Source organism: Streptomyces sp. NBC_01288 (genome assembly GCF_035982055.1).
Lineage (GTDB): Bacteria > Actinomycetota > Actinomycetes > Streptomycetales > Streptomycetaceae > Streptomyces.
Map to the genome: position 1 here is coordinate 10,193,814 of NZ_CP108427.1, position 22,656 is coordinate 10,216,469.

16 protein-coding genes are annotated in these 22,656 nt (G+C 70.0%); 13 read left to right on the forward strand and 3 right to left on the reverse strand.

All coding sequences use genetic code 11. The features are described from left to right. Nucleotides 1-41 precede the first annotated feature (41 nt). The 12 genes from OG194_RS45935 to OG194_RS45990 all read left to right on the forward strand — a co-directional run bounded on the left by OG194_RS45935 (nt 42) and on the right by OG194_RS45990 (nt 19,276). Nucleotides 42-500, forward strand: coding sequence for a DUF6194 family protein (locus tag OG194_RS45935; RefSeq protein ID WP_327407416.1), 459 nt, complete (start codon nt 42-44; stop codon nt 498-500). Nucleotides 501-707: 207 nt separating this feature from the next. Further along, nucleotides 708-1,757, forward strand: coding sequence for a hypothetical protein (locus OG194_RS45940; RefSeq protein WP_327406675.1), 1,050 nt, complete (start codon nt 708-710; stop codon nt 1,755-1,757). A 172-nt stretch (nt 1,758-1,929) separates the two neighbouring features. Continuing rightward, nucleotides 1,930-2,925, forward strand: a complete 996-nt coding sequence (locus tag OG194_RS45945) for a LacI family DNA-binding transcriptional regulator (protein ID WP_327406676.1) — start codon at nt 1,930-1,932, stop codon at nt 2,923-2,925. A gap of 408 nt (nt 2,926-3,333) precedes the next feature. Further along, the gene (locus OG194_RS45950) at nt 3,334-4,863 is read left to right on the forward strand and encodes an ABC transporter substrate-binding protein (protein ID WP_327406677.1); all 1,530 of its coding nucleotides are present in this window, start codon (nt 3,334-3,336) and stop codon (nt 4,861-4,863) included. 89 nt (nt 4,864-4,952) lie between these two features. After that, nucleotides 4,953-5,894: an ABC transporter permease gene (locus tag OG194_RS45955; RefSeq protein WP_327406678.1), complete on the forward strand. Its 942-nt coding sequence runs from the start codon at nt 4,953-4,955 to the stop codon at nt 5,892-5,894. After that, complete coding sequence (locus OG194_RS45960) at nt 5,891-7,777, forward strand: dipeptide/oligopeptide/nickel ABC transporter permease/ATP-binding protein (protein ID WP_327406679.1); 1,887 nt, start codon at nt 5,891-5,893, stop codon at nt 7,775-7,777. Before OG194_RS45955 ends, OG194_RS45960 begins: the two co-directional genes overlap by 4 nt. 32 nt (nt 7,778-7,809) lie before the next feature. Then, a complete protein-coding gene (locus tag OG194_RS45965) occupies nt 7,810-8,730 on the forward strand; it encodes an ATP-binding cassette domain-containing protein (RefSeq protein ID WP_327406680.1) in 921 nt (306 codons plus the stop codon). Beyond that, on the forward strand, nt 8,727-10,214 hold the full coding sequence (locus OG194_RS45970; RefSeq protein WP_327406681.1) for a glycoside hydrolase family 43 protein: 1,488 nt from the start codon (nt 8,727-8,729) through the stop codon (nt 10,212-10,214). The genes OG194_RS45965 and OG194_RS45970 overlap by 4 nt, the downstream gene beginning before the upstream one ends. A 56-nt stretch (nt 10,215-10,270) precedes the next feature. After that, a complete protein-coding gene (locus OG194_RS45975) occupies nt 10,271-12,463 on the forward strand; it encodes a beta-galactosidase (protein WP_327406682.1) in 2,193 nt (730 codons plus the stop codon). Continuing rightward, nucleotides 12,460-15,012 (forward strand): beta-glucosidase family protein, encoded by a 2,553-nt coding sequence (locus OG194_RS45980; RefSeq protein ID WP_327406683.1) that lies wholly within the window; start codon nt 12,460-12,462, stop codon nt 15,010-15,012. The genes OG194_RS45975 and OG194_RS45980 overlap by 4 nt, the downstream gene beginning before the upstream one ends. Next, complete coding sequence (locus tag OG194_RS45985) at nt 15,009-16,580, forward strand: apiosidase-like domain-containing protein (RefSeq protein WP_327406684.1); 1,572 nt, start codon at nt 15,009-15,011, stop codon at nt 16,578-16,580. The genes OG194_RS45980 and OG194_RS45985 overlap by 4 nt, the downstream gene beginning before the upstream one ends. A 5-nt stretch (nt 16,581-16,585) precedes the next feature. Further along, nucleotides 16,586-19,276, forward strand: coding sequence for a glycoside hydrolase family 78 protein (locus tag OG194_RS45990; protein WP_327406685.1), 2,691 nt, complete (start codon nt 16,586-16,588; stop codon nt 19,274-19,276). A 21-nt stretch (nt 19,277-19,297) separates the two neighbouring features. Here OG194_RS45990 and OG194_RS45995 read toward each other — a convergent pair whose 3' ends face one another. The 3 genes from OG194_RS45995 to OG194_RS46005 form a co-directional block, all read right to left on the reverse strand. Next, nucleotides 19,298-20,479: an aminotransferase class V-fold PLP-dependent enzyme gene (locus tag OG194_RS45995; protein ID WP_327406686.1), complete on the reverse strand. Its 1,182-nt coding sequence runs from the start codon at nt 20,477-20,479 to the stop codon at nt 19,298-19,300. Between the two features lie 127 nt (nt 20,480-20,606). Beyond that, complete coding sequence (locus OG194_RS46000; protein WP_442811831.1) at nt 20,607-21,500, reverse strand: LysR family transcriptional regulator; 894 nt, start codon at nt 21,498-21,500, stop codon at nt 20,607-20,609. A 31-nt stretch (nt 21,501-21,531) separates the two neighbouring features. Further along, nucleotides 21,532-22,026, reverse strand: coding sequence for a hypothetical protein (locus OG194_RS46005; protein ID WP_327406688.1), 495 nt, complete (start codon nt 22,024-22,026; stop codon nt 21,532-21,534). A gap of 178 nt (nt 22,027-22,204) precedes the next feature. Here OG194_RS46005 and OG194_RS46010 point away from each other — a divergent pair, with 178 nt between their 5' ends. Continuing rightward, nucleotides 22,205-22,618: a DUF6069 family protein gene (locus OG194_RS46010; protein WP_327406689.1), complete on the forward strand. Its 414-nt coding sequence runs from the start codon at nt 22,205-22,207 to the stop codon at nt 22,616-22,618. Nucleotides 22,619-22,656: the final 38 nt, after the last annotated feature.

Genomic DNA, 22,656 nt, shown 5'->3' on the forward strand with positions numbered 1-22,656 from the left:
ACCCCACATAAGCACTTGAAGGTCATGCTTGAACCATGAGTATGGAACAGATCATCGCGACCGTACGAGACCTCACCGGCTCCTTCGTGCTCGTACCGGAACCGGGCAGTGCGTTTCCCGAACTCGCCTGGGGAGACGCCTTCTTCTACTACGCCCCCGACGGCCAACTCCCGCAGAACGTCCAGCCGTACGGCACCGTCGTCACCAAGAACTATTCCGACGACACCGTGTCCGACCTTGACCCTTCGGGGCGTTGGCGCGTGAACATCCATGTCGGCCGCTCGGCGTTCCGCGAACTCACGGGGGAGTCGCTGCCACCCGGTCTCGACCTGTCCCACGACTTCGCGGCGACCGACACCGTGCTGCCGCACCCGGTGTACGGGGCGCTCGGCTGGATCTGTGTCGTCAATCCCGGTGAGAGGACGGGGGAGTTGGTCGTGGAGTTGTTGCGCGGCGCGCATGACGACGCCCGTGCCAGATTCGCGCGGCGCACCCCTTGAACACCCCGGAATCCTCCTTGGACCTCTGTGCCCCTACGGGCAGTTGGAGTGGATCTTCGGCGTGAATCATTGCCCCGGAGGACCTGGTGGGGGCGTCCGGCCTGCGGTTAGACAGCGATGATCGCGATGTCAGGCCGGCCAGGAAGTGAGCACGTGCGCGCCCGAGACGAAGTCCGCCCGAAGGATGCCGGAGCCCGGCGTGCCTCGGTGAGCGGCCCCGCAGTCAGCCCCGCAGTCAGTCCCGTCAACTCCGTTGCGCCGCCGCACGAGTTGCTGTCGCTCCAGGGCAAGGCGGGCAACGCCGGGGTCGTGCGGATGCTCGGCGAAGGGGGTCACTCCTGGGCCGGGCGGGCGGCCGATCCCGCTGCGGCCGTGCAGAGGGCGGTGGTTCAGCGGAGCAAGTTGTCGCACGGGAACATCTCGTTCACCAACGTGTCGCTCAAGTACCCGGAATCGCAGGGGAAGGCCACGCGGATTCTGGAACTTCTGGCCTCCAACTCCAAGGTCAAGTCCTTTCTCGGTGACCGGAGTTGCCGGATCACGCTGGAGAAGCGGGTGTTGGAGGCGCCGGCGAACGTGGTCGACAAGGGGGCCGAGGGCGTCTTCGTCACGCTGGCCTCCTACTACCTGGAGAACTACGACATCGGCTACATCGTGGGCATGCTGTGCCATGAGTTCGGCATGCATCCGATGGCGCAGGCCGCCCCCAACATGAACGAGGAGGAGGAGAACTTCCGGGGCATGCCGTACCCGGTGCCGGGTCTTGAGGGGAAGGACGTTCCCGACGGATTCGCGTCGATGAACTCCGACACCGCCCAGCAGGCCGACCACGTGCTCGGCGTCATCCCCGGAAGCCCGCGGTACACCGTCTACCGCGACGTCACCCTGGAGATGGCGGACCTGCTGCTGCGGGACGTGCGCAACAAGGAGGACGGCGCCAGGGAGCAGGACGTCACCGACCTGATCGACTGCTTCCTCATGGACGTCGCGTCGATCGCCGCGACGAACGACGACCGCAAGCGCGGTATGCCGCTCCTGGGCAACAGCGAGGGCGAGACGATCCGCAAGGACATCGCGGCGGTGTACAACGACTACAAGGCCCGCCTCGCCCAGGACCTGCCCCTGGAGCGCCAGCCCATCAAGCCCTTGTTCCCGCCGGAGAAGACACCGGAAGCCGTCAAGGCCGACTTCAACACCCTCCTCAAGCGCATCGCCACGGGGAAGATGTGGGCCTGGAGCATCGACAACAGGGGGTGAGCCCGACGTCGGCCGGCGCGTGGTGCGCACCGGATTTTCACGGTCCGGGGTGTCCGGAGTATCGGACATCCCGCATGCCCACTGTTACGATTCAGTAGAGTTCGCCGCTCAGTCGACGCCCCGCAATCGCTCCGCAATCAGGACTGCCCGAGACCTTCCCCAGGAGACTCCCATGGCGCGCAGGACCGGCCGCGTGACGGCGACCGACGTCGCCAAGGAGGCGGGGGTCTCGCAGACCACGGTCAGCTATGTGCTGAACGACGTGTCGCACCAGAAGATCTCCGACCAGACCCGGCGCAAAGTGCTCGACGCGGTGGCCAAGCTGGGCTACGAACCGTCGGCCGCCGCACGCGCCCTGCGCCTGGGCCGCAGCGATCTCGTGCTGCTGTTCCTCCCGGACGTTCCCGTCGGCGGCACGCTGACCGCCCTGGTCGAACTGCTCGGCGACGAACTGGAACGGCACGGTCTGAACCTCGTCACCCGACGCGAGCGGCACGCCCCCCTCAAGTCGCTGTGGCGCGAGCTGATGCCGGCGGCCGTGATGACGGCCTTCGATGTCGGCGCCGACGACATGGCCAGCATGCGGGCGGCCGGCATCCACGTGGTCAGCGCCGGGATGGGCCCCGCGGTCGCCCCGGGTGTCCTGACCGTGCCCCAGACCCTGATCGGCGCGATGCAGGTCGAGCGGCTCGCGGCGACGGGACACACGCGCATCGGCTACGCGGCCCCCGGGGACCCCCGGCTCCGGGACTTCCTGGACCTGCGGCTCGACGGCGCCCGTACCGCCTGCAAGGAGTGCGGTCTCGAACCGCCGGTCGTGCTGGACGTGCCCCTCGACATCTCGGCGGCCGCCGCGGCGGCCGAGCAGTGGCACGCGGCCGTGCCCGCCGTCACGGGGGTGTGCGCCTACAACGACGAGACGGCCTTCGCCCTCCTCGCGGGGATGCGCCGGGTGGGCCTCGCCGCCCCCGGCGACCTGGCCGTGATCGGCGTCGACAACGACAAGCTGGCGCCGTTCGCGGTACCGCCGCTGACGACGATCGACAACAACCTCGACGTCGCCGTGGGCCGTATCGCCCGCATGATCGTCAACGGCGTGACCGGCCAATCCCAGCCACCGGTACCCCAGGTGACCCCACTGACGCTGGTCGTCCGCGAGTCCGCCTGACCCTGGCCGGTGTGACCAGGAGGTCTTCGGCCGACTGCGGGTAGGCCCGGCTCCCGGCGTGCAACAGCGCAGACTCCTCGCGCGCCCTGCTCCCGGTTCCCCGTGCCCCATGGCTCCACCGTCCGTCGCCGTTCGTCCGGAATCCCCCTTTCCAAAAAGCTGCTGCACGGCCCTTGTGGTCCTCCAAGCGCGGGGCTACGTTACGCATACGTTTCACTTGTACGTATCAGTGGCTGATTTCGGACCCACCGAAAAACGGTGGACATATAGCCCCCTTCCGCCAGGAACGGCTGACCGCCAAGAACGGTCCAGGCCGCGTCAGGACCTGGTGTCCCACTCCCTCCGAGGCCCTTGAGGGCGGCTCGCCGTGCGATGCCGTCCGGTCAACCACTCACCAGCGGAGCACCCATGCGAAGAATCGCGCTGACCGCCGTATCGGCTGTCCTGATGTTGTCCGCGGCCGCGTGCGGCTCGGGATCGGGATCCGGTTCGGGCAAGGCGGCCACCGGCGGCACCCTCACCCTGGCCCCCCTGGTCGCGGCCCAGCCATGGGATCTGGCCGACGCCGGTCTCGGCAACAACACGCAGTACTACCAGCCCGTATACGACTCGCTGCTCCGGCTGTCCCCGACGGCCGAGGTCAAGCCCAACCTGGCCACCAAGTGGTCGTACAACGCGGCCCGTACGGTCCTCACGATGACCCTGCGCACCGGCGTCAAGTTCACCGACGGCACCGCCCTGGACGCGACGGCGGTCAAGACCAACCTGTTGCACACCGAGAAGGGCACCAGCGAGGCCGCGGGCCAGCTCAAGGGCATCACCGGCGTCGACGTCGTCAACGCCACCACGGTCGAGATCAGGCTCTCGGTGCCCGACCCCTCCCTCGTCCCGAACCTCGGCAACGTGGCCGGCATGATCGCCAGCCCCAAGGCCATCGCCGCGGGCACGATCAAGACCACCCCGGTGGGCTCGGGGCCGTACACCCTGGACAAGTCCGCGACCACGGACGGCAGTACGTACACCTTCGTGCGCAACCAGGGCTACTGGAACAAGGCCGCCTTCCCCTTCGACAAGATCGTCCTCAAGCCGCTGACCGACCCGACCGCCGTGCTCAACGCGCTGCGCTCCGGGCAGGTCAACGGCGCGCTACTGGCCAGTGCCAAGAACGTCGCGCCGGCCAAGAGCAGCGGGCTGAACGTCACCAAGTACACCTCCGGTGACGTCGAGGGCGTCTACATCTGGGACCGCGAAGGGAAGATCGTCAAGGCGCTCGGCGACGTCCGGGTCCGCCAGGCCCTGAACTACGCCTTCGACCGCTCCACGATCGTCAAGACGGCCAAGCAGGGACTGGGCAAGGCGACGACCCAGATCTTCAACCCGGGCGGCTCGGCCTTCGACAGCTCGCTCGACTCCAAGTACACCTACGACCCCGCCAAGGCCAAGCAGCTGCTGGCCGAGGCCGGCTACCCGAACGGTTTCTCGGTCACCGTCCCGGACGTGTCGTCGGTCTTCCCGGACCAACAGGCCGCCATGGTGCAGCAGTTGGAGGACATCGGGATCAAGGTCAAGGTCGACAAGATCCCGGTCACGCAGTTCATCAGCGCCCTTCTCGCGGGCAAGTACCCGCTGTCGTACATGACGTTGGCCTCCTTCCGCCCCTGGGACACCATCCAGATCGAGGTGGGAAAGAGCGCGCTGTGGAACCCGCTGCACAGCTCGGACCCGAAGGTCACCGACCTCATCACCAAGGCGCAGTCCGCGACCGGTGCCGCCCAGGACGCGCTGTTCAAGCAGCTCAACACGTACCTCGTCGACCAGGCGTGGAACGCGCCCTGGGACTCCGTGGAGAACACCTACGCCACGACCAAGAACGTCACCTTCACGCCGCAGACGTTCGCCGCCGTCCCGCCGATCTACAACTTCAAGCCCGCTGGCTGACCGGGAGTCGGACCGGGCGGGAGCCGTGACACGGCTTCCGCCCGGCCGCCGATGAACTCCGGTCAGGGAGAGGCAAGGTGGAGAGACAGATGATCGTTTTCTTGGTCCGGCGCATCGTCGCCGGGCTGGTCCTGGTCCTGGTCATCGCGACCACGACCTTCGCGCTGATGGGCCTCACCGGCTCCGACCCGGTCCGCCAGATCGTCGGGCAGACCGCCACCCAGCAGCAGGTGACCGCCAAGTCCGCCGAACTCGGGCTCGACCAGCCCTTCGTGGTCCGCTACGGCCACTGGCTCGCGGACGCGGTGCACGGCAACCTCGGCAGCTCGTGGTTCAGCGGCGAGTCCGTGACGAGTTCGCTGGAGAACAAACTGCCGGTGACCCTGTCGATCGTGCTGGCCGCGCTCTTGGTGTCGGCCGTACTGAGCACGGTGCTGGGCGTGGCCGCCGCGGTCCGCCGGGGCGCCCTGGACCAAGTGGTGCAACTGCTCGCGGTGTTGGGGTTCGCCGTACCCAGCTTCCTGGTCGCCCTGGTGTTCGCCGTCGTGATCGGCGTCGACCTGGGCTGGCTGCCCGCGACCGGCTACGTGCCGCTGGCGGACTCGGCGGGTGGCTGGCTCCGGTCGATCACCCTCCCCGCGTTGTCGCTCTCCGTCGGAGCGATCGCCGCCACCGCCCAACAGGTGCGCGGTTCCATGGTCGACGTCCTGCGCGCCGACTACGTCCGCACCCTGCGCAGCCGTGGCATCAGCGAGCGGAGCCTGTTGTTCCGGCACGCCCTGCGCAACGCCGCCCCGGCCGCGCTGACCGTGCTGGCCCTCCAGTTCATCGGCCTGGTCGGTGGCGCGGTGGTGGTCGAGAAGGTCTTCGGCCTCAACGGGATCGGCAGCCAGGCGACGAGCGCCGGCTCGCAGGGCGACACCCCGGTGGTCATGGGCGTCGTCGTGGTCATGGTCGCCCTCGTCGTGGTGGTCAACATCCTGATGGACCTCGCGTACGGCTGGCTCAACCCGAAGGTGCGTGTCGGATGACGCTTCCCCAGTCCGAAGAGCCGGCGGGCGCGGTCGCCACGGCCGTAGCCGCGCAGGGACGGACCGGACTCCTGCGCCGACTGCTGCGCGACCCGGTGGCCGTGACCTGCCTGGTGCTGCTCGCCCTCATCTCCCTGGCCAGCCTCTTCGCACCCCTGCTGACCAGCCAGGACCCGGCCCACACCTCACTGACCGACAGCCTCGCCCCGATCAGCGGCACACACCCGCTGGGCGGCGACGGCGTCGGCCGCGACGTCCTGGCCCGACTCCTCTACGGCGGCCGGACCAGCCTGCTCGGCGCGCTGCTCGCGGTGGCCGTCGCCGTGGCGATCGGCGTGCCCGCCGGTCTGGTGGCCGGCTACTACCGCAAGTGGTTCGACGCGGTGAGCAGTTGGGTCTCCAACCTGCTGATGGCCGTACCCGCGATCATCGTGCTCCTCGTCGTGATGTCCGCGGTGGGCCAGAACACCTACCTCGCCATGGCGGTCTTCGGCCTGCTGATGTCACCGGGCGTCTTCCGGCTGATCCGCGCCTCGGTGATCTCCGTGCGCGAGGAGCTGTACGTCGACGCGGCACGGGTGTCCGGTCTGACGGACGCCCGGATCATCCGCCGGCACATCCTGCCCGTCGTGCAGGCGCCGACCATCATCCAGGCCGCCCAGATGCTCGGCCTCGGCATCGTCATCCAGTCCGGGCTCGAATTCCTCGGCCTGGGCTCGGCGACGCAGGCGAGCTGGGGCTCCATGCTCAACGACGCCTTCGGCAACATCTACACGAAGCCGGTCCTGATGGTCTGGCCCGGAGTGGCGCTCGCCGTGACCGTCGCCACGTTCGGCCTGCTGGGCAACGCCCTGCGGGACGCGCTGGACGGGAGCGCGACGGGCGGGCGGAAGAAGTCGCGTGGCGCTACGACCCGTAAGCCGACCGCGGACAAGAAGGCACCGCCCGTCACAGTTGAGGCGGGTGAGACGGACGAAGCCCTGCTCGTCCTGGAAGGCCTGACCGTCTCCTACCCGACGGCCCAGGGCGAGAAGACCGTCGTCGACGGCGTCTCCCTGACGGTCCGCCGGGGCGAAGTCCTCGGACTGGTGGGGGAGTCGGGTTCGGGCAAGAGCCAAACAGCCTTCGCCGTCCTCGGGTTGCTACCCCGGGAGGCCCAAGTCGCCACCGCGCGGCTGGAGTTCGACGGCACGGAACTGGGACGGCTCGGCCGCGCCGCGATGAACCGCTACCGCGGCCACCGGATCGCCTACGTCCCGCAGGAACCGATGTCCAACCTCGACCCCTCCTTCCGTATCGGCGCCCAACTGGTCGAACCGGTACGCCGACACCTCGGCCTGTCCGCGGCCGAGGCGAAGGCGAAGACCCTCGGCCTGCTGGAACGCGTCGGCATCTCCGACCCCGAACGGGTCTTCCGCTCCTACCCGCACCAGATCTCCGGCGGTATGGCGCAACGCGTCCTCATCGCCGGCGCCGTGTCCTGCGAACCGGACCTGCTGATCGCCGACGAGCCGACCACCGCCCTCGACGTGACCGTGCAGGCCGAGGTGCTCGACCTGATGCGGTCCCTTCAGCGCGAGCGGAACATGGGCGTGATCCTGGTGACCCACGACTTCGGCGTGGTGGCCGACATCTGCGACCGCGTGACGGTCATGCAGACCGGCACGGTCGTCGAGTCCGCACCCGTGGCGGAGTTGTTCGCCGCTCCGCAACACCCGTACACCCGCATGCTCCTGTCCTCCACGTTGGAGGACGCCGAGCCGCGGTCCGCGCTGAGCCTGAACCGCACCGTGTCGGCGAGCGTCGCGGGAGCCACGGACACCGCAGGCATCACGAACAGCGCGGGCACCACGCACACCGGACGTCAGGAGGGTCCGGCATGACCGGGACATTGAACGGGACCAAAAACGGAACCATGAACGGTACGCCGAACAAGGAACTCCCGATCGAACCCCTGCTGGTCGCCGACGAGTTGGTCGTTGAGTACCCGGCGAAAGGCTGGCGCAAGCCGCCGTTCCGGGTGCTGAAGGGCGTGTCGATCGCCATCGGCGCGGGCGAGACCCTCGGACTGGTCGGCGAGTCGGGATCGGGCAAGACCACGCTGGGCCGGGCCGTCCTCGGGCTGGCTCCGATCGCCTCCGGCACCGTCCGCTACGACGGCAAGGTCATCTCGGGTCTCGGCGCGAGGGAACGCCGGGCGCTGAGCAGCGACATCCAGGTGGTGTTCCAGGACCCGTACACCTCCCTCAACCCGGCGATGACCGTGAACGACATCCTCAGCGAACCGCTGCGCGTCGCGGGAACCCCTCGGACGGAGGCCGAGAAGCGGGTGCGGGACCTGCTCGACCACGTACGGCTGCCCGCCGACGCGGGGGAGCGGCTGCCGCGCGAGTTCTCCGGCGGACAGCGCCAACGCATCGCCATCGCACGGGCGTTGTCCCGGGACCCGCGCGTCATCGTCTGCGACGAACCGGTCAGCGCACTGGACCTGTCGACCCAGGCCCGGGTACTGGACCTGTTCGTCGAGATCCAGGAACGCACCGGCGTCGCCTACCTCTTCGTCACCCACGACCTCTCCGTGGTCCGGCACATCAGCCATCGGGTGGCGGTCATGCGCGGCGGAGAGATCATCGAGACCGGCGACGCGGCCACCGTCACCACCGCGCCCCAACACCCTTATACGCAACGCCTGTTGCTGGCCGCCCCCGTGCCGGACCCGGAGCGGCAGGCGGAACGCCGGGCCGAGCGGCGCCGGTTGGCCGACGCCTCAGCCGCGTCCCCGGGCGCCTCCACAGCCGTATCCACGACCGCCCCGACGTCGGGAGACCGAGCATGACCCTGCCCAACCCCGTCCTCCCCGGCTTCCACCCGGACCCCAGCATCACCCGCGTCGGCGACGACTACTACCTCGCGTGCTCCAGCTTCGAGTACCTCCCCGGTGTACCGCTGTTCCACAGCCGCGACCTGGTGCGGTGGGAGCAGATCGGCAACGTGGTAACCCGGCCGGGGCAGTTGGCGGTGGAGAAGGTCCCCACGCTCGGCGGTGCCTGGGCGCCCACCATCAGGTTCCACGACGGACGCTTCTGGCTGGTCGTCACCGACGCGATGGGACGCGGCAGTCTCATCTTCACCGCCGAACAGGCCGAGGGACCCTGGTCCGACGGCATCGTCATGCAGGGTGTGCCGGGCATCGACCCGGACCTCGCGTGGGACACCGACGGCACCTGCTTCGTCACCTACTCGGGACTCCAGCTCGACGGCGACCACGCCGGCGAGCACCTCGGCATCCAGCAGGTCCGCATGGACCTGGAGACGGGCCAAGCCCTCGAAGAACCCCGGTCGTTGTGGTCGGGCACGGGCCTCATGTTCCCCGAGGCACCGCACCTCTACGAGATCGACGGCACCTGGTACCTCCTGATCGCCGAGGGCGGCACCGAGCGCGGGCACTCCGTGAGCATCGCCCGCGGCACCCGCCCTGACGGCCCCTTCGAAGGCGGCCCGGCCAACCCGGTGCTCAGCGCCCGCAGCACCGCCCGCCCGGTCCAGAACACCGGCCACGCCGACCTCGTCCGCACTCCCGACGGCGGCTGGGCGCTGTTCCTGCTGGGGATGCGCCCCGGCGGTCTGACGAGGGCGTTCTCTCCGATGGGCCGGGAGACATTCAGCACGACGCTGGAATGGGTTGACGGCTGGCCGGTGGTGCAGCCAGTTGAACTCACTGCGCCCACCGCACCGGTTGAGCACCACGACGACTTCACCGGCGCCCAACTCGGCCCGGAGTGGCTCTCCATACGGACACCGGCCGCCGACTGGTCATCGCTCACCGAACGACCGGGCCACCTCGTCGTACAGGCCGACGGCTCCACCATGGACGACCCGCGGCCACGGTTCGTCGGGCGCCGCCAGCAGCACCAGGCGGCCGCCTTCTCGGTCCGCGTGGACAGCGCCGGGGGAGTCGGCGGCCTGAGCCTGCGAATCGACGAACGCCATCACTACGACATCGAGGTGGGCGCCGGTGTCGCCCGTGCCCGGGCTCGGGTGGGCGGGCTCTGCCAGACCTGGGAGCAGCCGCTTGCCGCAGGGCCGGTGACCGTACGGATCGAGACCGAGCCGGTCAGCGGCATGGGTCTCGACGCCCTCGGCCCGGACGTGGTCCGCCTGTCCGTCGACTCCGGCACCGGACCGGTCGAACTCGCGGCGCTCGACGGCCGCTACGTCTCCGCCGAGACCGCCGCGTCCTTCACCGGCCGAGTCGTCGGCATGTACGCCGCTGAAGGGACCGTCGCCTTCGGCCAGTTCAGGTACCGGGGCGAGGACTGAGCCGTCCTCCCGTCCGAGACAGCCGACCGGCACCGAGAGAAAGCCACCAGCACCGTATGGGCACTTCCTCCCCACGCATGCTCTTCGGAGCCGCGTACTACACCGAGTACCAGCCGTACGAGCGGCTCGCGCGGGACCTCGATCTCATGGCCGAGGCCGGGTTCAGCGTCATCCGGGTCGGCGAGTCGGTCTGGTCGACCTGGGAACCCCGCGAAGGCCACTTCGAACTCGACTGGCTGCAACCGGTGCTCGACGCCGCCCAGGACCGGGGCATCAAGGCGATCATCGGCACCCCGACCTACGCCGTCCCGCCCTGGCTGCGCCGCAAGTACCCCGAAACGGCGGCCCGTTCGGGCACCGGGCAACCCATCCCGTACGGCATGCGCCAGGACGCGGACTACTCGCACCCCGCCTTCCGGCATCTCGCCGAACGGCTGGTCCGCAAGATCGTGGGGCGCTACGCCGACCACCCGGCGGTCATCGGCTGGCAGGTCGACAACGAACCCGGCCTACGCATCTTCCACAACGACTCGGTGTTCCAGGGCTTCCTCGACCACCTCCGCGAACGCTACGGCGACGTCGAGACCCTCAACCGCCGCTGGGGGCTCACCTATTGGTCCCACCGCTTGCAGGACTGGGCGGACCTGTGGACCCCCGACGGCAACTCCACCCCGTCGTACGACCTCGCCTGGCGCCGCTATCAATCGCAGCTGACGCAGGAATACATCACCTGGCACGCCGAGTTGGTCCGCGGCCTCGTCCCTGAGCACCACTTCGTCACCACCTGCGTCGCCCTCGGCCAACAGGGCCTGGACATCGCGACGATCGGCCGGCCCCTCGACATCGCCGGGGCGAACATCTACTACGCCACGCAGGACGGGCTGGCGCTGCCGGGTCCCGACGAGCCGGAGGGCGGCCTGTACCCGTTCTTCGTCGCCTGGTCCGGACCCGCCTGGCTCTACCTCCAGAACGACATGGCACGCGGTATCCGCCAGGAACCCTTCCTCGTCATGGAGACCAACGCCACCTCGATCGGCGGCTCCGCCGACAACTTCCCCCTCTACCGCGGCCAGGCCCGCCAGGCCGTGTGGAGCATGGTCGCGCGCGGCGCCAGGATGATCGAGTACTGGCACTGGCACTCCCTGCACTACGGCGCCGAGACCTACTGGGGCGGCATCCTCGGCCACAGCCTGGAACCCGGCCGGACGTACGACGAACTCTCGGCAATCGCTGGGGAGTTCAAGCAGGCCGGTACCGCGATCGAGGGCCTGCGGCCCCGCAGTGACGTGGCGATGCTGCTGTCCGCCGACAGCCGCTGGGCCATGGAGTTCATGGCACCGCTCCGGGGCAACACCCCAGCCTGGTTCGGCGATCCGCGGTCCTACGACCGCATCGTCGCCGCCTTCTACCGGGGGCTGTTCGACGCCGGGTTGTCCGTCGACATCGTTTCCCCGGAACAACTTCCCTCCAGTCCGGAGGAGTTGGTGGACCTGTGGCCGGTGCTGGTCGTCCCGGCGCTGTACATCGCGGACGACGCGACGCTCGACCTGCTGCGCCGGTACGCCGAAGCCGGCGGGCATCTCGTCCTCACCCCGCGCACCGGTTACGCCGACGAGGAGGCCGTCGCCCGGCACACGGTCATGCCTGGAGTGCTGCGGCCCGCGGCGGGCGTGCGCTATCAGGAGTTCACCAATGTGCTGACGCCGGTCACGGTCACACCGGGGGACATGAGCGGCCCCGCTCTGCACGGGCACGCCACCGCCTGGGCGGATGGACTGATCGCGGAGGGTGCCACCGTCCTCGCCGGGTACGACCATCCGCACCTGGGCCAGTTCGCCGCCGTCACCACCCACGAGTACGGCGCCGGCCGCGTGACGTACATCGGAACCGTCCCGGACCGCGAACTCTCGCGCAGCCTCGCCGACTGGGTCGGCACGGTCTCGCTCCCCTCCGACGCCTGGCGCGAGGACCGGCCGCCGTCCGTCACCTGTACGTCGGCCACCACCGCCGACGGCGCCGCCCTGCGCTTCGTCCACAACTGGGCCTGGGAACCGGTCGGTTACCGCCTGCCCGGGGACGTCCACGACCTGTTCACCGGTGAGCCCCTCGCCGCCGGAACCGCGCTCGAACTCGGGCCCTGGGACGTCCGGTTGCTCATCGAACGCACCGACAACCCCACTTCACCTACACCAACACCTGCACCTGCACCTGCACATTCGCCTTCACCCTCACCGAGGAGGACGCCGTGACCCGGCAGCCCACCACCGACGCCCCCTCCACCCCCTCCGTCACCGACGAGGCCGAGCTCGCCAGGCGCCTCGGCGCGCTCACCCTGGAGCAGAAGGTGAGGCTGCTGACCGGCGCCGACTTCTGGTCCCTCCACCCCGAACCGGCCGTCGGACTACGCCGGTTGGTCGTCTCGGACGGACCCGCCGGAGTTCGCGGAGAGTTGTGGGACGAGCGCAGCCCCTCTGCCAACGTGCCTTCGCCCACCGCACTGGCCGCCACCTGGGACGAGTCCCTGATCGAACGGCTCGGTGGACTGCTCGCCCACGAGGCGCGCGCCAAGGGCGTCGATGTCCTCCTCGCCCCCACCGTGAACCTGCACCGAACCCCTTACGGCGGACGGCACTTCGAGTGCTTCAGCGAGGACCCGCTGCTCACCGCCCGCATCGGAGTCGCCTACGTCCGAGGTGTCCAGGGCGGCGGTGTCGCGGCCACCGTGAAGCACTTCGTCGGCAACGACTCCGAGACCCAGCGCATGACGCTCGACGCGCGGATCGGTGAACGCGCCCTGCGTGAGCTGTACTTGGCGCCGTTCGAGCGCATCGTCGGCGAGGGCGGGGTCTGGGCCGTGATGGCCGCCTACAACGGCGTCAACGGGCACCCGATGACCGAGAGCCCGCTGCTGCGCCAAGTACTGCACGACGACTGGGACTTCGACGGACTGGTGATGTCGGACTGGTTCGCCGCCCGCACCACCGAGCCGTCTGCCCGCGCCGCTCTCGACCTGGTGATGCCCGGCCCGATCGGTCCGTGGGGCGACGCGCTGGTCGCCGCCGTAGGCAAGGGCAAGGTCGACGAGTCGCTCGTCGACGACAAGGTGCTACGACTGCTGCGCCTCGCCGCCCGCGTCGGCGCGCTGAGCGACATCCCCACCACAGCCCGTCCGCCGCACCATGACGCCGAGTCCGTGGCGGCCAGGCTGCGCGAGACCGCCGCCGCCGGATTCGTGCTGGCCCGCAACGAGAACGCCCAACTCCCTCTGGATCGAGCCACGTTGAACCGGATCGCGGTCCTCGGCCCCAACGCCGCCGTGGCCCGAAGCCTCGGCGGAGGCAGCGCGACCGTCTTCCCGCCCTACACCGTCTCGCCGCTCGACGGCATCCGCGCGGCCCTGGGTGACGGCGTCGAGGTCACCCACGGCGTCGGCGTCACCCCGCAGACCCGCGTACCCGCGGCGGCACTTGCCTACCTCCGCCACCCCGACGGTTCCGGCGAGGGCGTGCAGGTGAACTTCCTGTCCGAGGACGGAACCCTGCTCGGCTCCGAGCGTCGTGCCGGGGGCGCCTACACCTGGATGGGGTCCTACGGCCCCGGTGTGTCCACCGGTCAGGTCGCCCGGGTCGAGGTGCGCACCGTGATCCGTGCGGCCGACGCCGGCCGGTACGCCATCGGCGGCTCGGGCATCGGACGCTTCCGGTTGTCCGTCGCGGGGGCCGAGGTGTTCGACGCGCGCCTCCAACTCCCGCCGGGCGCCGACCTGGTGGAGGGTCTGATGACTCCGCCGCAGCGTCTCCACACCGTCGACCTGGCGGAGGGCGAGGAGACCGAGGTCGTCCTCACCCACGACACGGTCGCTCACGACATGGTCACCCACGACGTCGACTCGTCGGACGACGCCCTCGGCGACGCGGTCACCATGTTCCAGCTCAACCTCCAGCCCCCGCACGGCAGTGACGACGAGGAGATCGAGCGGGCCGTGGCACTCGCCCGCGAGGCCGACGTCGCCGTGGTCGTGGTCGGCACCACCGAAGAGGTCGAGAGCGAGGGCTTCGACCGCGACAGCCTGGCGCTGCCCGGCCGGCAGGACGAACTCGTCCGCCGGGTCGCCGAGGCCAACCCCCGTACCGTCGTGGTGGTCAACTCCGGTGCTCCGGTGCTGCTTCCGTGGTCCGAGGAGGTGGCGGCGGTGCTGCTCGCCTGGTTCCCGGGGCAGGAGTTCGGCAACGCGCTCGCCGATGTCCTGCTGGGCGTCGCGGAGCCGGGCGGCCGACTGCCGACCGTCTGGCCCGCCACCGAGCAGGGACTGCCCGCCACCGAGCCGATCGACGGCGTACTCGCCTACGACGAGGGGCTGTTCATCGGATACCGGGGCGACGGCCGCACCGGAATCCAGCCGCCCCGATACGCCTTCGGCCACGGGCTCGGCTACACCACCTGGGACTACGCCTCGATCGACGCACCCGGCGAGGCGCTGTCCGGTGCCGACCTCACGGTAAAGGTGCGGATACGCAACAGCGGTACCCGGCACGGCAAGGAGGTCGTGCAGGTCTACGCCGGCCGTCCCGGCGGCACCGTCGAACGCCCGCTCCGCTGGCTCGCCGGGTTCGCCGTGGTCGAGGCGGCACCAGGCGAAGAGACCGTCGCGACGGTGACCGTGGACGCGCGGGCGTTCCAGCACTGGGACACCGAAGTGGGCGGCTGGGCGGTCGAGTCGGGGACCTTCACCCTGGAAGCCGGATCGTCCTCGGCGACCCTGCCGCTGGCCGCCGACATCGCCGTCGGCGACTCATGAGTGATACACGGCCGGAAGCGGACCCGGTGGTCGCCCCCTGGCGGCAGACCGAGATCACCCTCACCGGGGCCCGCGACCACGCCAACCCGTACACCGACATCGACGTATGGGCCGAGTTCACCCACGAGTCCGGCACTGTCCTGCGCCGCCCCGCCTTCTGGGACGGCGGCCGGGTCTGGAAGGTCCGGTTCGCCTCCCCGGAGGCGGACGGCCGCTGGACCTGGCGCAGCGGCAGTACCGTCGCGGACGAAGGACTGTCGGGTCAGGGCGGAACATTCGTCGTACGCCCCGCCGTCGATGACGGCAACTCCTTCCACCGGCACGGCTTTTGGCGGATGTCGCCCGGCGGACGCAGCCTGGTGCACGCCGACGGGACACCCGCGCTGCTGGTCGGTGACACCGCCTGGGCCCTGCCCTGGCGGGCCACCGAGGAGCAGGTCACGGAGTACGCCGCCGACCGGCGGGCCAAGGGCTTCAACGCGGCCCTGCTGATGAGCGTCCAGCCCGACATGGACGCGCGCGGACCGCGCGACCGCACCGTGGACGAGGGGTTCGACGTCGGCTTCGAGGACCTGCCCACTGGCCACGTCAACGTGCTCGACCCGGCCTATTTCCAGTACGTGGACCGGCTGATCGGTATCCTGCGCGAGCACGGAATCGTCCCCGTACTCCAGCCGCTCTTCCACGGGTTCGGCTGGAAGGGCCTGCGGGTGGCGGGTCCGGTGGTGCCGCCGCAGGAGTACGCGCGCTACTGCCGTTATCTGGTGGCTCGTTACGGCGCCGGTCCCACCGTCTATCTGGTCGGCGCCGACGGCGAGGGCCACGAACCGCAGATCGCGGCGGGCGGTGCGGAGGTCGGCCGCTGGGACGACTACGGCCAGCCCTGCGGCATCCACTACCGGCCGCACGCCGACAACTCCGCCCACCAGAGCGAGAGTTGGCTGCACTTCCAGTGGTGCCAGACCGGCCACATGGGCGGGCACGTCCAGGAACGCGTCGCCGACATGTGGCGCAACACCCCCGCCAAGGCGGTCGCCAACGCCGAGCCGACGTACGAGAACACCGGGCGACCCGGCCGCGCCGCGGGCTGGTGGCAGGGACACGAGGCCTGGAGCAACCTGTGCGCCGGCGGCACGATGGGCGTGGTCTACGGCGCGGCGAGCCTGTGGCAGTGGCGGTTGCACGCCGCCGAACCCGGCCACGAGGAGTTCTTCCTGGCCGAGGACGCCGGCTGGCGCGAGGCGCTGGACTTCGAGGGCTCGCGCCACGTCGGGATGATCTCCCGCGTCCTCGACGGCCTCCCCCTGACGGACATGCGGCCCGACTGGCGCTCCGCCCTGGCGCCCCGGGGCCTGTCCGTCCCCGGCGTCCTGTACCTCTGCTACGCCGAGGAGGGCGGCCCGCTGTTCATCACCGACCCGGACAACGTCCCGCTCCCGTACCGGGTGATCGACCCCCGCACCGGCGAGACCGTCCGCGAGGGCGTGCGCGCCGATGCCGGGGACCCCGTACCCGACGAAGGCGGAGCCCCACGGGTGTACATCTGCCATGACCCGAGCCGGAGTTGATCCCCGTGCATGTCACACCACCCACCTTCGAGCACCACCGTGAACCCCTCGGCATCGGCGAATCCGCTCCCCGCCTCAGCTGGCGCACGGTCACCGACACCGGGGACTGGCACCAGGCCGCCCACCAGGTGGAGATCACCGCCGCCGACGGCACGGTCCTCGCCGACACCGGACGCGTCGAGTACGCCGAGTCCGTCCTCGTCCCCTGGCCCGGGCCGTGCCTCGCTTCCCGGGAACGCGTCGGCGTCCGCGTACGGGTCTGGGGCGAGGGGGAGGACGCGCCATCACCCTGGTCGGAGCACGCGTACGCCGAGACCGGACTCCTGGACGCGGCCGACTGGACGGCCCGCCCCATCACCCCGGACCTCGACACCCCCGCCGAGGAACCGCTCCCCGTAGCGCTGCTCCGCCGCGACTTCACCCTCGCCGGTCCCGTCGCCTCCGCCCGGCTGTACATCACCGCCTACGGCGTCTACTCGGCCGAGATCAACGGGGAGCACGTGGGTGACCAGGTCATGGCCCCCGGCTGGACCTCGTATCAACACCGCCTGCGCTACCAGACGTTCGACGTGACGCCGTTGCTGCGAACCGGTGAGAACACCATCGGAGCCTTGCTGGGGGAGGGTTGGTACACCGGACGCCTCGGTTTCCACGGTGGCCGCCGCAATATCTACGGTGAACACCGCGTGCTCCTGGCCCAGTTGGAGATCGCGTACGCCGACGGCACGACGCAGACCGTCCGTACCGACGAACAGTGGCGTACGACGACCGGGCCCGTACGGCGTTCGGAGATCTACGACGGCGAGGCGTACGACGCGCGACGGGAGCGGCCGGGGTGGTCCGCGCCGGGACACGACACGTCCGGCTGGGACTCCGTCCGCGAACTCCCGGAGCCGAGCGCGGAGTTGGTGGCACCGACGGGTCCGCCCGTGCGCCGCACCGAGACCGTCGTCCCGGTCGAGGTCATCACAACGCCGTCGGGGAAGACCGTCCTGGACTTCGGACAGAACCTGGTCGGCCGGCTGCGCATCCGGGTCAAGGGCCCCGCCGGCCACGAGGTCACCCTGCGCCACGCGGAGGTGCTGGAGCACGGCGAACTGAGCATCCGCCCCTTGCGGGTCGCCGCCGCCACGGACACGTACGTCCTGCGCGGCGCAGGCGTGGAGGGAGATGGGGCGGAGGGAGAGGGGGATGAAGACGAGCGGGTTGAGACCTACGAACCCCACTTCACCTTCCACGGCTTCAGATACGCCGAGATCGGGGACTGGCCCGGCGCGCTCGACCCCGCCGACGTCGAAGCGGTCGTACTCCACACGGACATGGCCCGCACCGGCTGGTTCGAGTGTTCCGACCCCCTCGTGAACCGGCTGCACGAGAACGTAGTGCAGGGCATGCGCGGCAACTTCCTCGACATCCCCACGGACTGCCCGCAGCGTGACGAACGCATGGGCTGGACCGGCGACATCCAGGTCTTCGCGCCCACCGCGTCCTTCCTCCACGACTGCTCCGGCATGCTGACCGGCTGGCTGCGCGACCTGTCCGCGGAGCAGTTGGCGCGAGCGGACGGTGTGCCGCCCCTCGTCGTCCCCGATGTGCTGCCGGACGCCTTCCAGGACGCGGGTGCCCAGGCCGTGTGGGCCGATGTCGCGGTGCTCCTGCCGTGGACTCTGTACCAGCGGTTCGGAGACCTGGAGGTGTTGCGCACCCAGTACCCGAGCATGCGGGCCTGGGTCGAGGCCACGATCAGGCTCACCGCCGAGGGCGACGGACTGTGGCGCCAGGACTTCCAACTCGGGGACTGGCTCGACCCGCAGGCCCCGCCGGACCGTCCGGGGGAGGCGCGGACCGACGGCGACCTCGTGGCCAACGCGTACGTCATCCGTTCCGCGGAGGTCCTCGCCGAGGTCGCCCAACTCCTGGACGACACCGGACACTTGGACGGCAAGGAGGACGCTGCCCGTTTCCGCGAGCACACGCAGGCCGTACGCGAGCGGTTCGCCGACCAGTTCGTCACGCCGGACGGCCGGCTCTCCTCGGACACCCAGACCGCCCACGCCCTGGCCATCGCCTTCTCACTCCTGCCGACGGAACGTCAACGCCGGGGCGCCGCCGAGCGGTTGGCGCAGATCGTGCGCCGCGCGTCCTTCCGTATCGCCACCGGCTTCACGGGCACGCCGCTGATCTGCGACGCCCTCTGCGCGGCGGGCGAGCCCCAACTCGCCTACCGCATGCTCCTGGAGAAGGAATGCCCGTCGTGGCTCTACCCCGTGACCATGGGTGCCACGACCGTCTGGGAGCGCTGGGACTCGATGCTCCCCGACGGCACCGTCAACCCCGGCGAGATGACCTCGTTCAACCACTACGCCCTCGGCGCGGTCGCCGACTGGCTGCACCGCACGGTCGCGGGACTCGCCGCTGCCGAACCCGGCTGGCGGCGGCTGCGCATCGCCCCGGTCCCGGGCGGCGATCTGACCTGGGCGAAGGCGGCCCACGACACCCCGTACGGCAGGGCCGAGGCGGGCTGGCGCATCGAGGGAGACGTCATCGTCGTAGAGGCGCTGGTCCCCGCGAACACGCACGCCGAGGTCCAACTACCGGACGGCAGCGCCCCGTTCGAGGTCGGCTCGGGACGCCACACCTTCCGCCGCCCCTACACCGCCCCGGCCTGGCCGCCGACCGCGATCCGGTTCCCGTGAACCTCGGGCGGCCTCCTCGCTCTACCGCGCGCCGCGGGCCAGTTCGGCGATGGCCTCGACGGCCTGGTCGAGTTCGGTCTCGGTGTTGTAGTAGTGCGGGGACAGCCGCACCAGGGGGTGGACGCCGCGGTGTTCGGTGTCGAACTGGCTGTGTTCGGCCACGGTCGTGGTGACGTTGATCCCCTGCTTCGCGAGCGCCGCGGCGACATCGGCCGTGGGGACGGCATCGACCTTCACGGTCACGATGGCGCACCGGTCGCGGCCCAGGTCGTACGTGGTGACACCCGGCAGTGCGTCGAGGCGGTCACGCAGATAGGAGCCCAGGGCGACGGCGCGGCGGCCGATCTCGTCCATGCCGAGTTCCAGGGCCTGTTGGACGGCCGCGCTCAGCCCGAGGACGTTGGAGTAGTTGACCTCCCACGTCTCGAAGCGCCGCGCACCGTCGTGCCAGCTGAAACCGCGCTCGCCGTCCCAGGTCGCGGCCTCGATCTCGGTGACGTACGGGTCCAGGTACTCCAGAGCCTCGGGACGCACCCACAGGAAGCCCGTGCCGCGCGGGCCCCGCAGGAACTTGCGGCCGGTCGCGGTGAGCATGTCGCAGCCGATCTCGGCGACGTCGACGGGGAACTGGCCCACGGACTGGGTGGCGTCCAGCAGGAAGGGGACGCCGGCCGCGCGGGTGATCCGGCCGATCTCGGCCGCCGGGTTGACCAGACCTCCGCTGGTGGGGATGTGGGTGACGCCGACGAGCCTGGTGCGCTCGTCGATCAGGTCGGCCAGGGCCGCGGTGTCGAGCTGTCCGTCCTCGTCGTCGGGCACGACGACGACCTCGGCGCCATGGCGCCGGGCGGTCTGCAGATAGGCGAGCACACTGCTGCCGTACTCGTCCCGGCCGGTGAGGATGCGGTCGCCGGGCTTGAACGTCATGGAGTAGAAGGCCGCGTTCCACGCGTGGGTGGAGTTGTCGAACAGCGCGATCTCGTCCGCCTGTCCGCCCACCAGCCGGGCGATGTGCGCGTGGGTGGCGTCGATACGGTCCCGTTCCTGGCCGGCGGCTTCGTAACCGCCTATGGCCGCCTCCAGCTCCAGGTGGGAGGTCATGACCTCCAGCGTCCGACGGGACAGGAGACCGGCCCCCGCGTTGTTGAGATGTACCCGGTTCGCGGTGCCCGGGGTGTCCTGGCGGAGCGCTTCGATGTCCATGTCCTGTGCTTCCCGTCTGTCCGAGGAACCCTTTCCTTCACGTTCTCAAGCCGCACCAGTTCAGTAAAACGAATGTTTTTGGAGGTGAAAGATTAGAAATACTGATGAATGAGATGACCCGGCGACGTCACCCCGTGCGCGCGGGCAGCCCGCCGACCGCGTACCCCAGAGCGGCGAGGAGATTCCGGATCATTGGATGCTCCCCGGCACCGGCGCGCACGGTCCCGAGCACGGTGCGGACGTGGACGGCGGAGGCGTCGAGCGCCGGCCGGGGCGTGCGGTCGAACCAGAGCATGTCGGGCAGGAAGGCCACCGCGTGGCCCTGTTCGACCAGTCGTGCGTGGGTCAGCATGTCCGCGGAGACATAGGCGACGTCCGGCTCGAAGCCGACCGCGTGGCAGACGCCGGTCGCCCATGCGTGGGCGGGCGTGCCGGCGGGTTCCATCACCCAGGGATGCTCGGCGAGTTCGGCCACGGCCGCCACGGGCGCGGGGGTCGCGAGCCGCATGGCGTCCTCGTACAGGGGGTGGTGTTCGACCTCCGAGGCCCGTGCCGGTCGCGGGTGACCGGGGAACGTCTCGTCGATCACGAGGTCGAAGTCCCGGGTGAGCAGGCCGGGCAGTGAGGTGTCGGGCTCGGCCTGTGTGGCCTCCATCCGCACCCGGGGGTGATGCTCGCGCAGCCAGGTCAGTGCGGCGGGCAGCAGCGCGAGCATGGCGGTCTGGAAGGCCGCGACCCTGAGGGTCCCCGACACCTCCCGCAGCGAGGCCGCGATCTCCGTCTCGGCGCGCTCCAGTTCCCGTAGGGCTTTTTCCGTACGGGCGACGAGGATCTCGGCCTGTGGCGTCAGCCGGACCCCACGCCCCTCCCGCTCCAGCAGTGCTGCGCCGACCTCGGACTCCAGGAGGGCCAGCTGCTGGGAGACGGCCGAGGGGCTGTACGACATGGCCGTCGCGACGGCGGCCAGCGTGCCGCGGTGCTTCAACTCCCGCAGCGCCTCCAGGCGGCGCAGGTTGTACATGCCCTTCACTCCGTCCATTGGCTACGACTGTCTACGACCCGGTCGGCGGCGGCTGCTCGTCGTGGGAGCGGGTGCGCCGGGTGCGAAGGCGGGTGATGAGCGGACCGCCGTAGGTGGCGGACAGCGGCGCGAAGATCCACAGGACGTAGGCGTAGGAGAACACCCAGGCGAGACCGAGGCTCAGAACGAACCAGAGGCCGACCGCCCAGGAGGCGTCGGCGTGTCTGCGGGCCCGTGCGACATCGCCGATGACGAGGCCGCCGTCGGCCGAGACCTCTTTGAGGGCGACCTCGCAGAAGACGATGCCCGCCATGGTCCCGGCGAAGAGGGTCTGCGCCATCGGATTGGTGATCGCGGAGCCGATGACGGTCGTGGGGAACGGCAGGAACGCGACCAGCAGCAGATAGGGCGCGTGCCAGAACGCGAAGGTCGGCGACAGCACGCGGATCTGGTCCATGACAGCGTCCGTGAAGAAGGCCAGTCGCTCCGGTGAGAGCCCGGGCTCCGGCCGCACATCCTCGCTCATCCGAACTCCCACGGGTCAAGATCGTGCACCCGATCCTAGAGAGTGCCAGGACAGGCGCCCATCAGGCGCGCTTGAACTTTCAAACGGAGTCGGTCAGACTCTCGTTTGAGAGTTCAAACGATCCGGTCCGTCTCGGGGCTTTTGGGCTCTGCCCGAAATCTCCCTCCCTGGAGTTGTCATGTCACTCGCCTCTGATGCCGTCGCCGTCCGCCGTGGCCCGCTCGTCGTCGCGGGAGGTGTCCTCGCCGCGATCGTGCTGGCCTCCGCGGTGGACACCGTTCTCGCCCAACTCGCCCTGGCCGCTGGCGCACCCGACGACTTCCAGCCCCTGAAGGCACCGTCGTACATCTTCCTGACGGCGCTCGGCATCGTCGCGGGCGCCATCGGCTGGGCCATCCTGCGCAAGGTGTCGAAGGACCCCCAGGCACTGCTGCGGTGGCTGGTCCCGACCCTCGTCCTGGTGTCCTTCGTCCCCGATTTCCTGCTCTACGGCGACGGTGGCGCGACCGGTGTCGGGGCGCTGCTCCTGATGCACGTGACGGTCGCGACGGCCGCGGTGGTCACCTATCGCAAGGTGATGCCCCTGGCGTAGGGACGCCGGCGGCCACCGAGTCGATGGCCGCCGTCCGA

What these genes read in the sequence shown, in the direction of transcription:
- OG194_RS45960 (WP_327406679.1), top strand. Translation starts at nt 5,891, where the DNA reads ATGACGCTTCCCCAGTCCGAAGAGCCGGCGGGCGCGGTCGCCACGGCC.
- OG194_RS45955 (WP_327406678.1), top strand. Translation starts at nt 4,953, where the DNA reads ATGATCGTTTTCTTGGTCCGGCGCATCGTCGCCGGGCTGGTCCTGGTC.
- OG194_RS45945 (WP_327406676.1), top strand. Translation starts at nt 1,930, where the DNA reads ATGGCGCGCAGGACCGGCCGCGTGACGGCGACCGACGTCGCCAAGGAG.
- OG194_RS45965 (WP_327406680.1), top strand. Translation starts at nt 7,810, where the DNA reads ATGAACGGTACGCCGAACAAGGAACTCCCGATCGAACCCCTGCTGGTC.
- OG194_RS45935 (WP_327407416.1), top strand. Translation starts at nt 42, where the DNA reads ATGGAACAGATCATCGCGACCGTACGAGACCTCACCGGCTCCTTCGTG.
- OG194_RS45970 (WP_327406681.1), top strand. Translation starts at nt 8,727, where the DNA reads ATGACCCTGCCCAACCCCGTCCTCCCCGGCTTCCACCCGGACCCCAGC.
- OG194_RS45975 (WP_327406682.1), top strand. Translation starts at nt 10,271, where the DNA reads ATGGGCACTTCCTCCCCACGCATGCTCTTCGGAGCCGCGTACTACACC.
- OG194_RS45950 (WP_327406677.1), top strand. Translation starts at nt 3,334, where the DNA reads ATGCGAAGAATCGCGCTGACCGCCGTATCGGCTGTCCTGATGTTGTCC.
- OG194_RS45995 (WP_327406686.1), bottom strand. Translation starts at nt 20,479, where the DNA reads ATGGACATCGAAGCGCTCCGCCAGGACACCCCGGGCACCGCGAACCGG.
- OG194_RS46010 (WP_327406689.1), top strand. Translation starts at nt 22,205, where the DNA reads ATGTCACTCGCCTCTGATGCCGTCGCCGTCCGCCGTGGCCCGCTCGTC.
- OG194_RS46000 (WP_442811831.1), bottom strand. Translation starts at nt 21,500, where the DNA reads ATGTACAACCTGCGCCGCCTGGAGGCGCTGCGGGAGTTGAAGCACCGC.
- OG194_RS46005 (WP_327406688.1), bottom strand. Translation starts at nt 22,026, where the DNA reads ATGAGCGAGGATGTGCGGCCGGAGCCCGGGCTCTCACCGGAGCGACTG.
- OG194_RS45985 (WP_327406684.1), top strand. Translation starts at nt 15,009, where the DNA reads ATGAGTGATACACGGCCGGAAGCGGACCCGGTGGTCGCCCCCTGGCGG.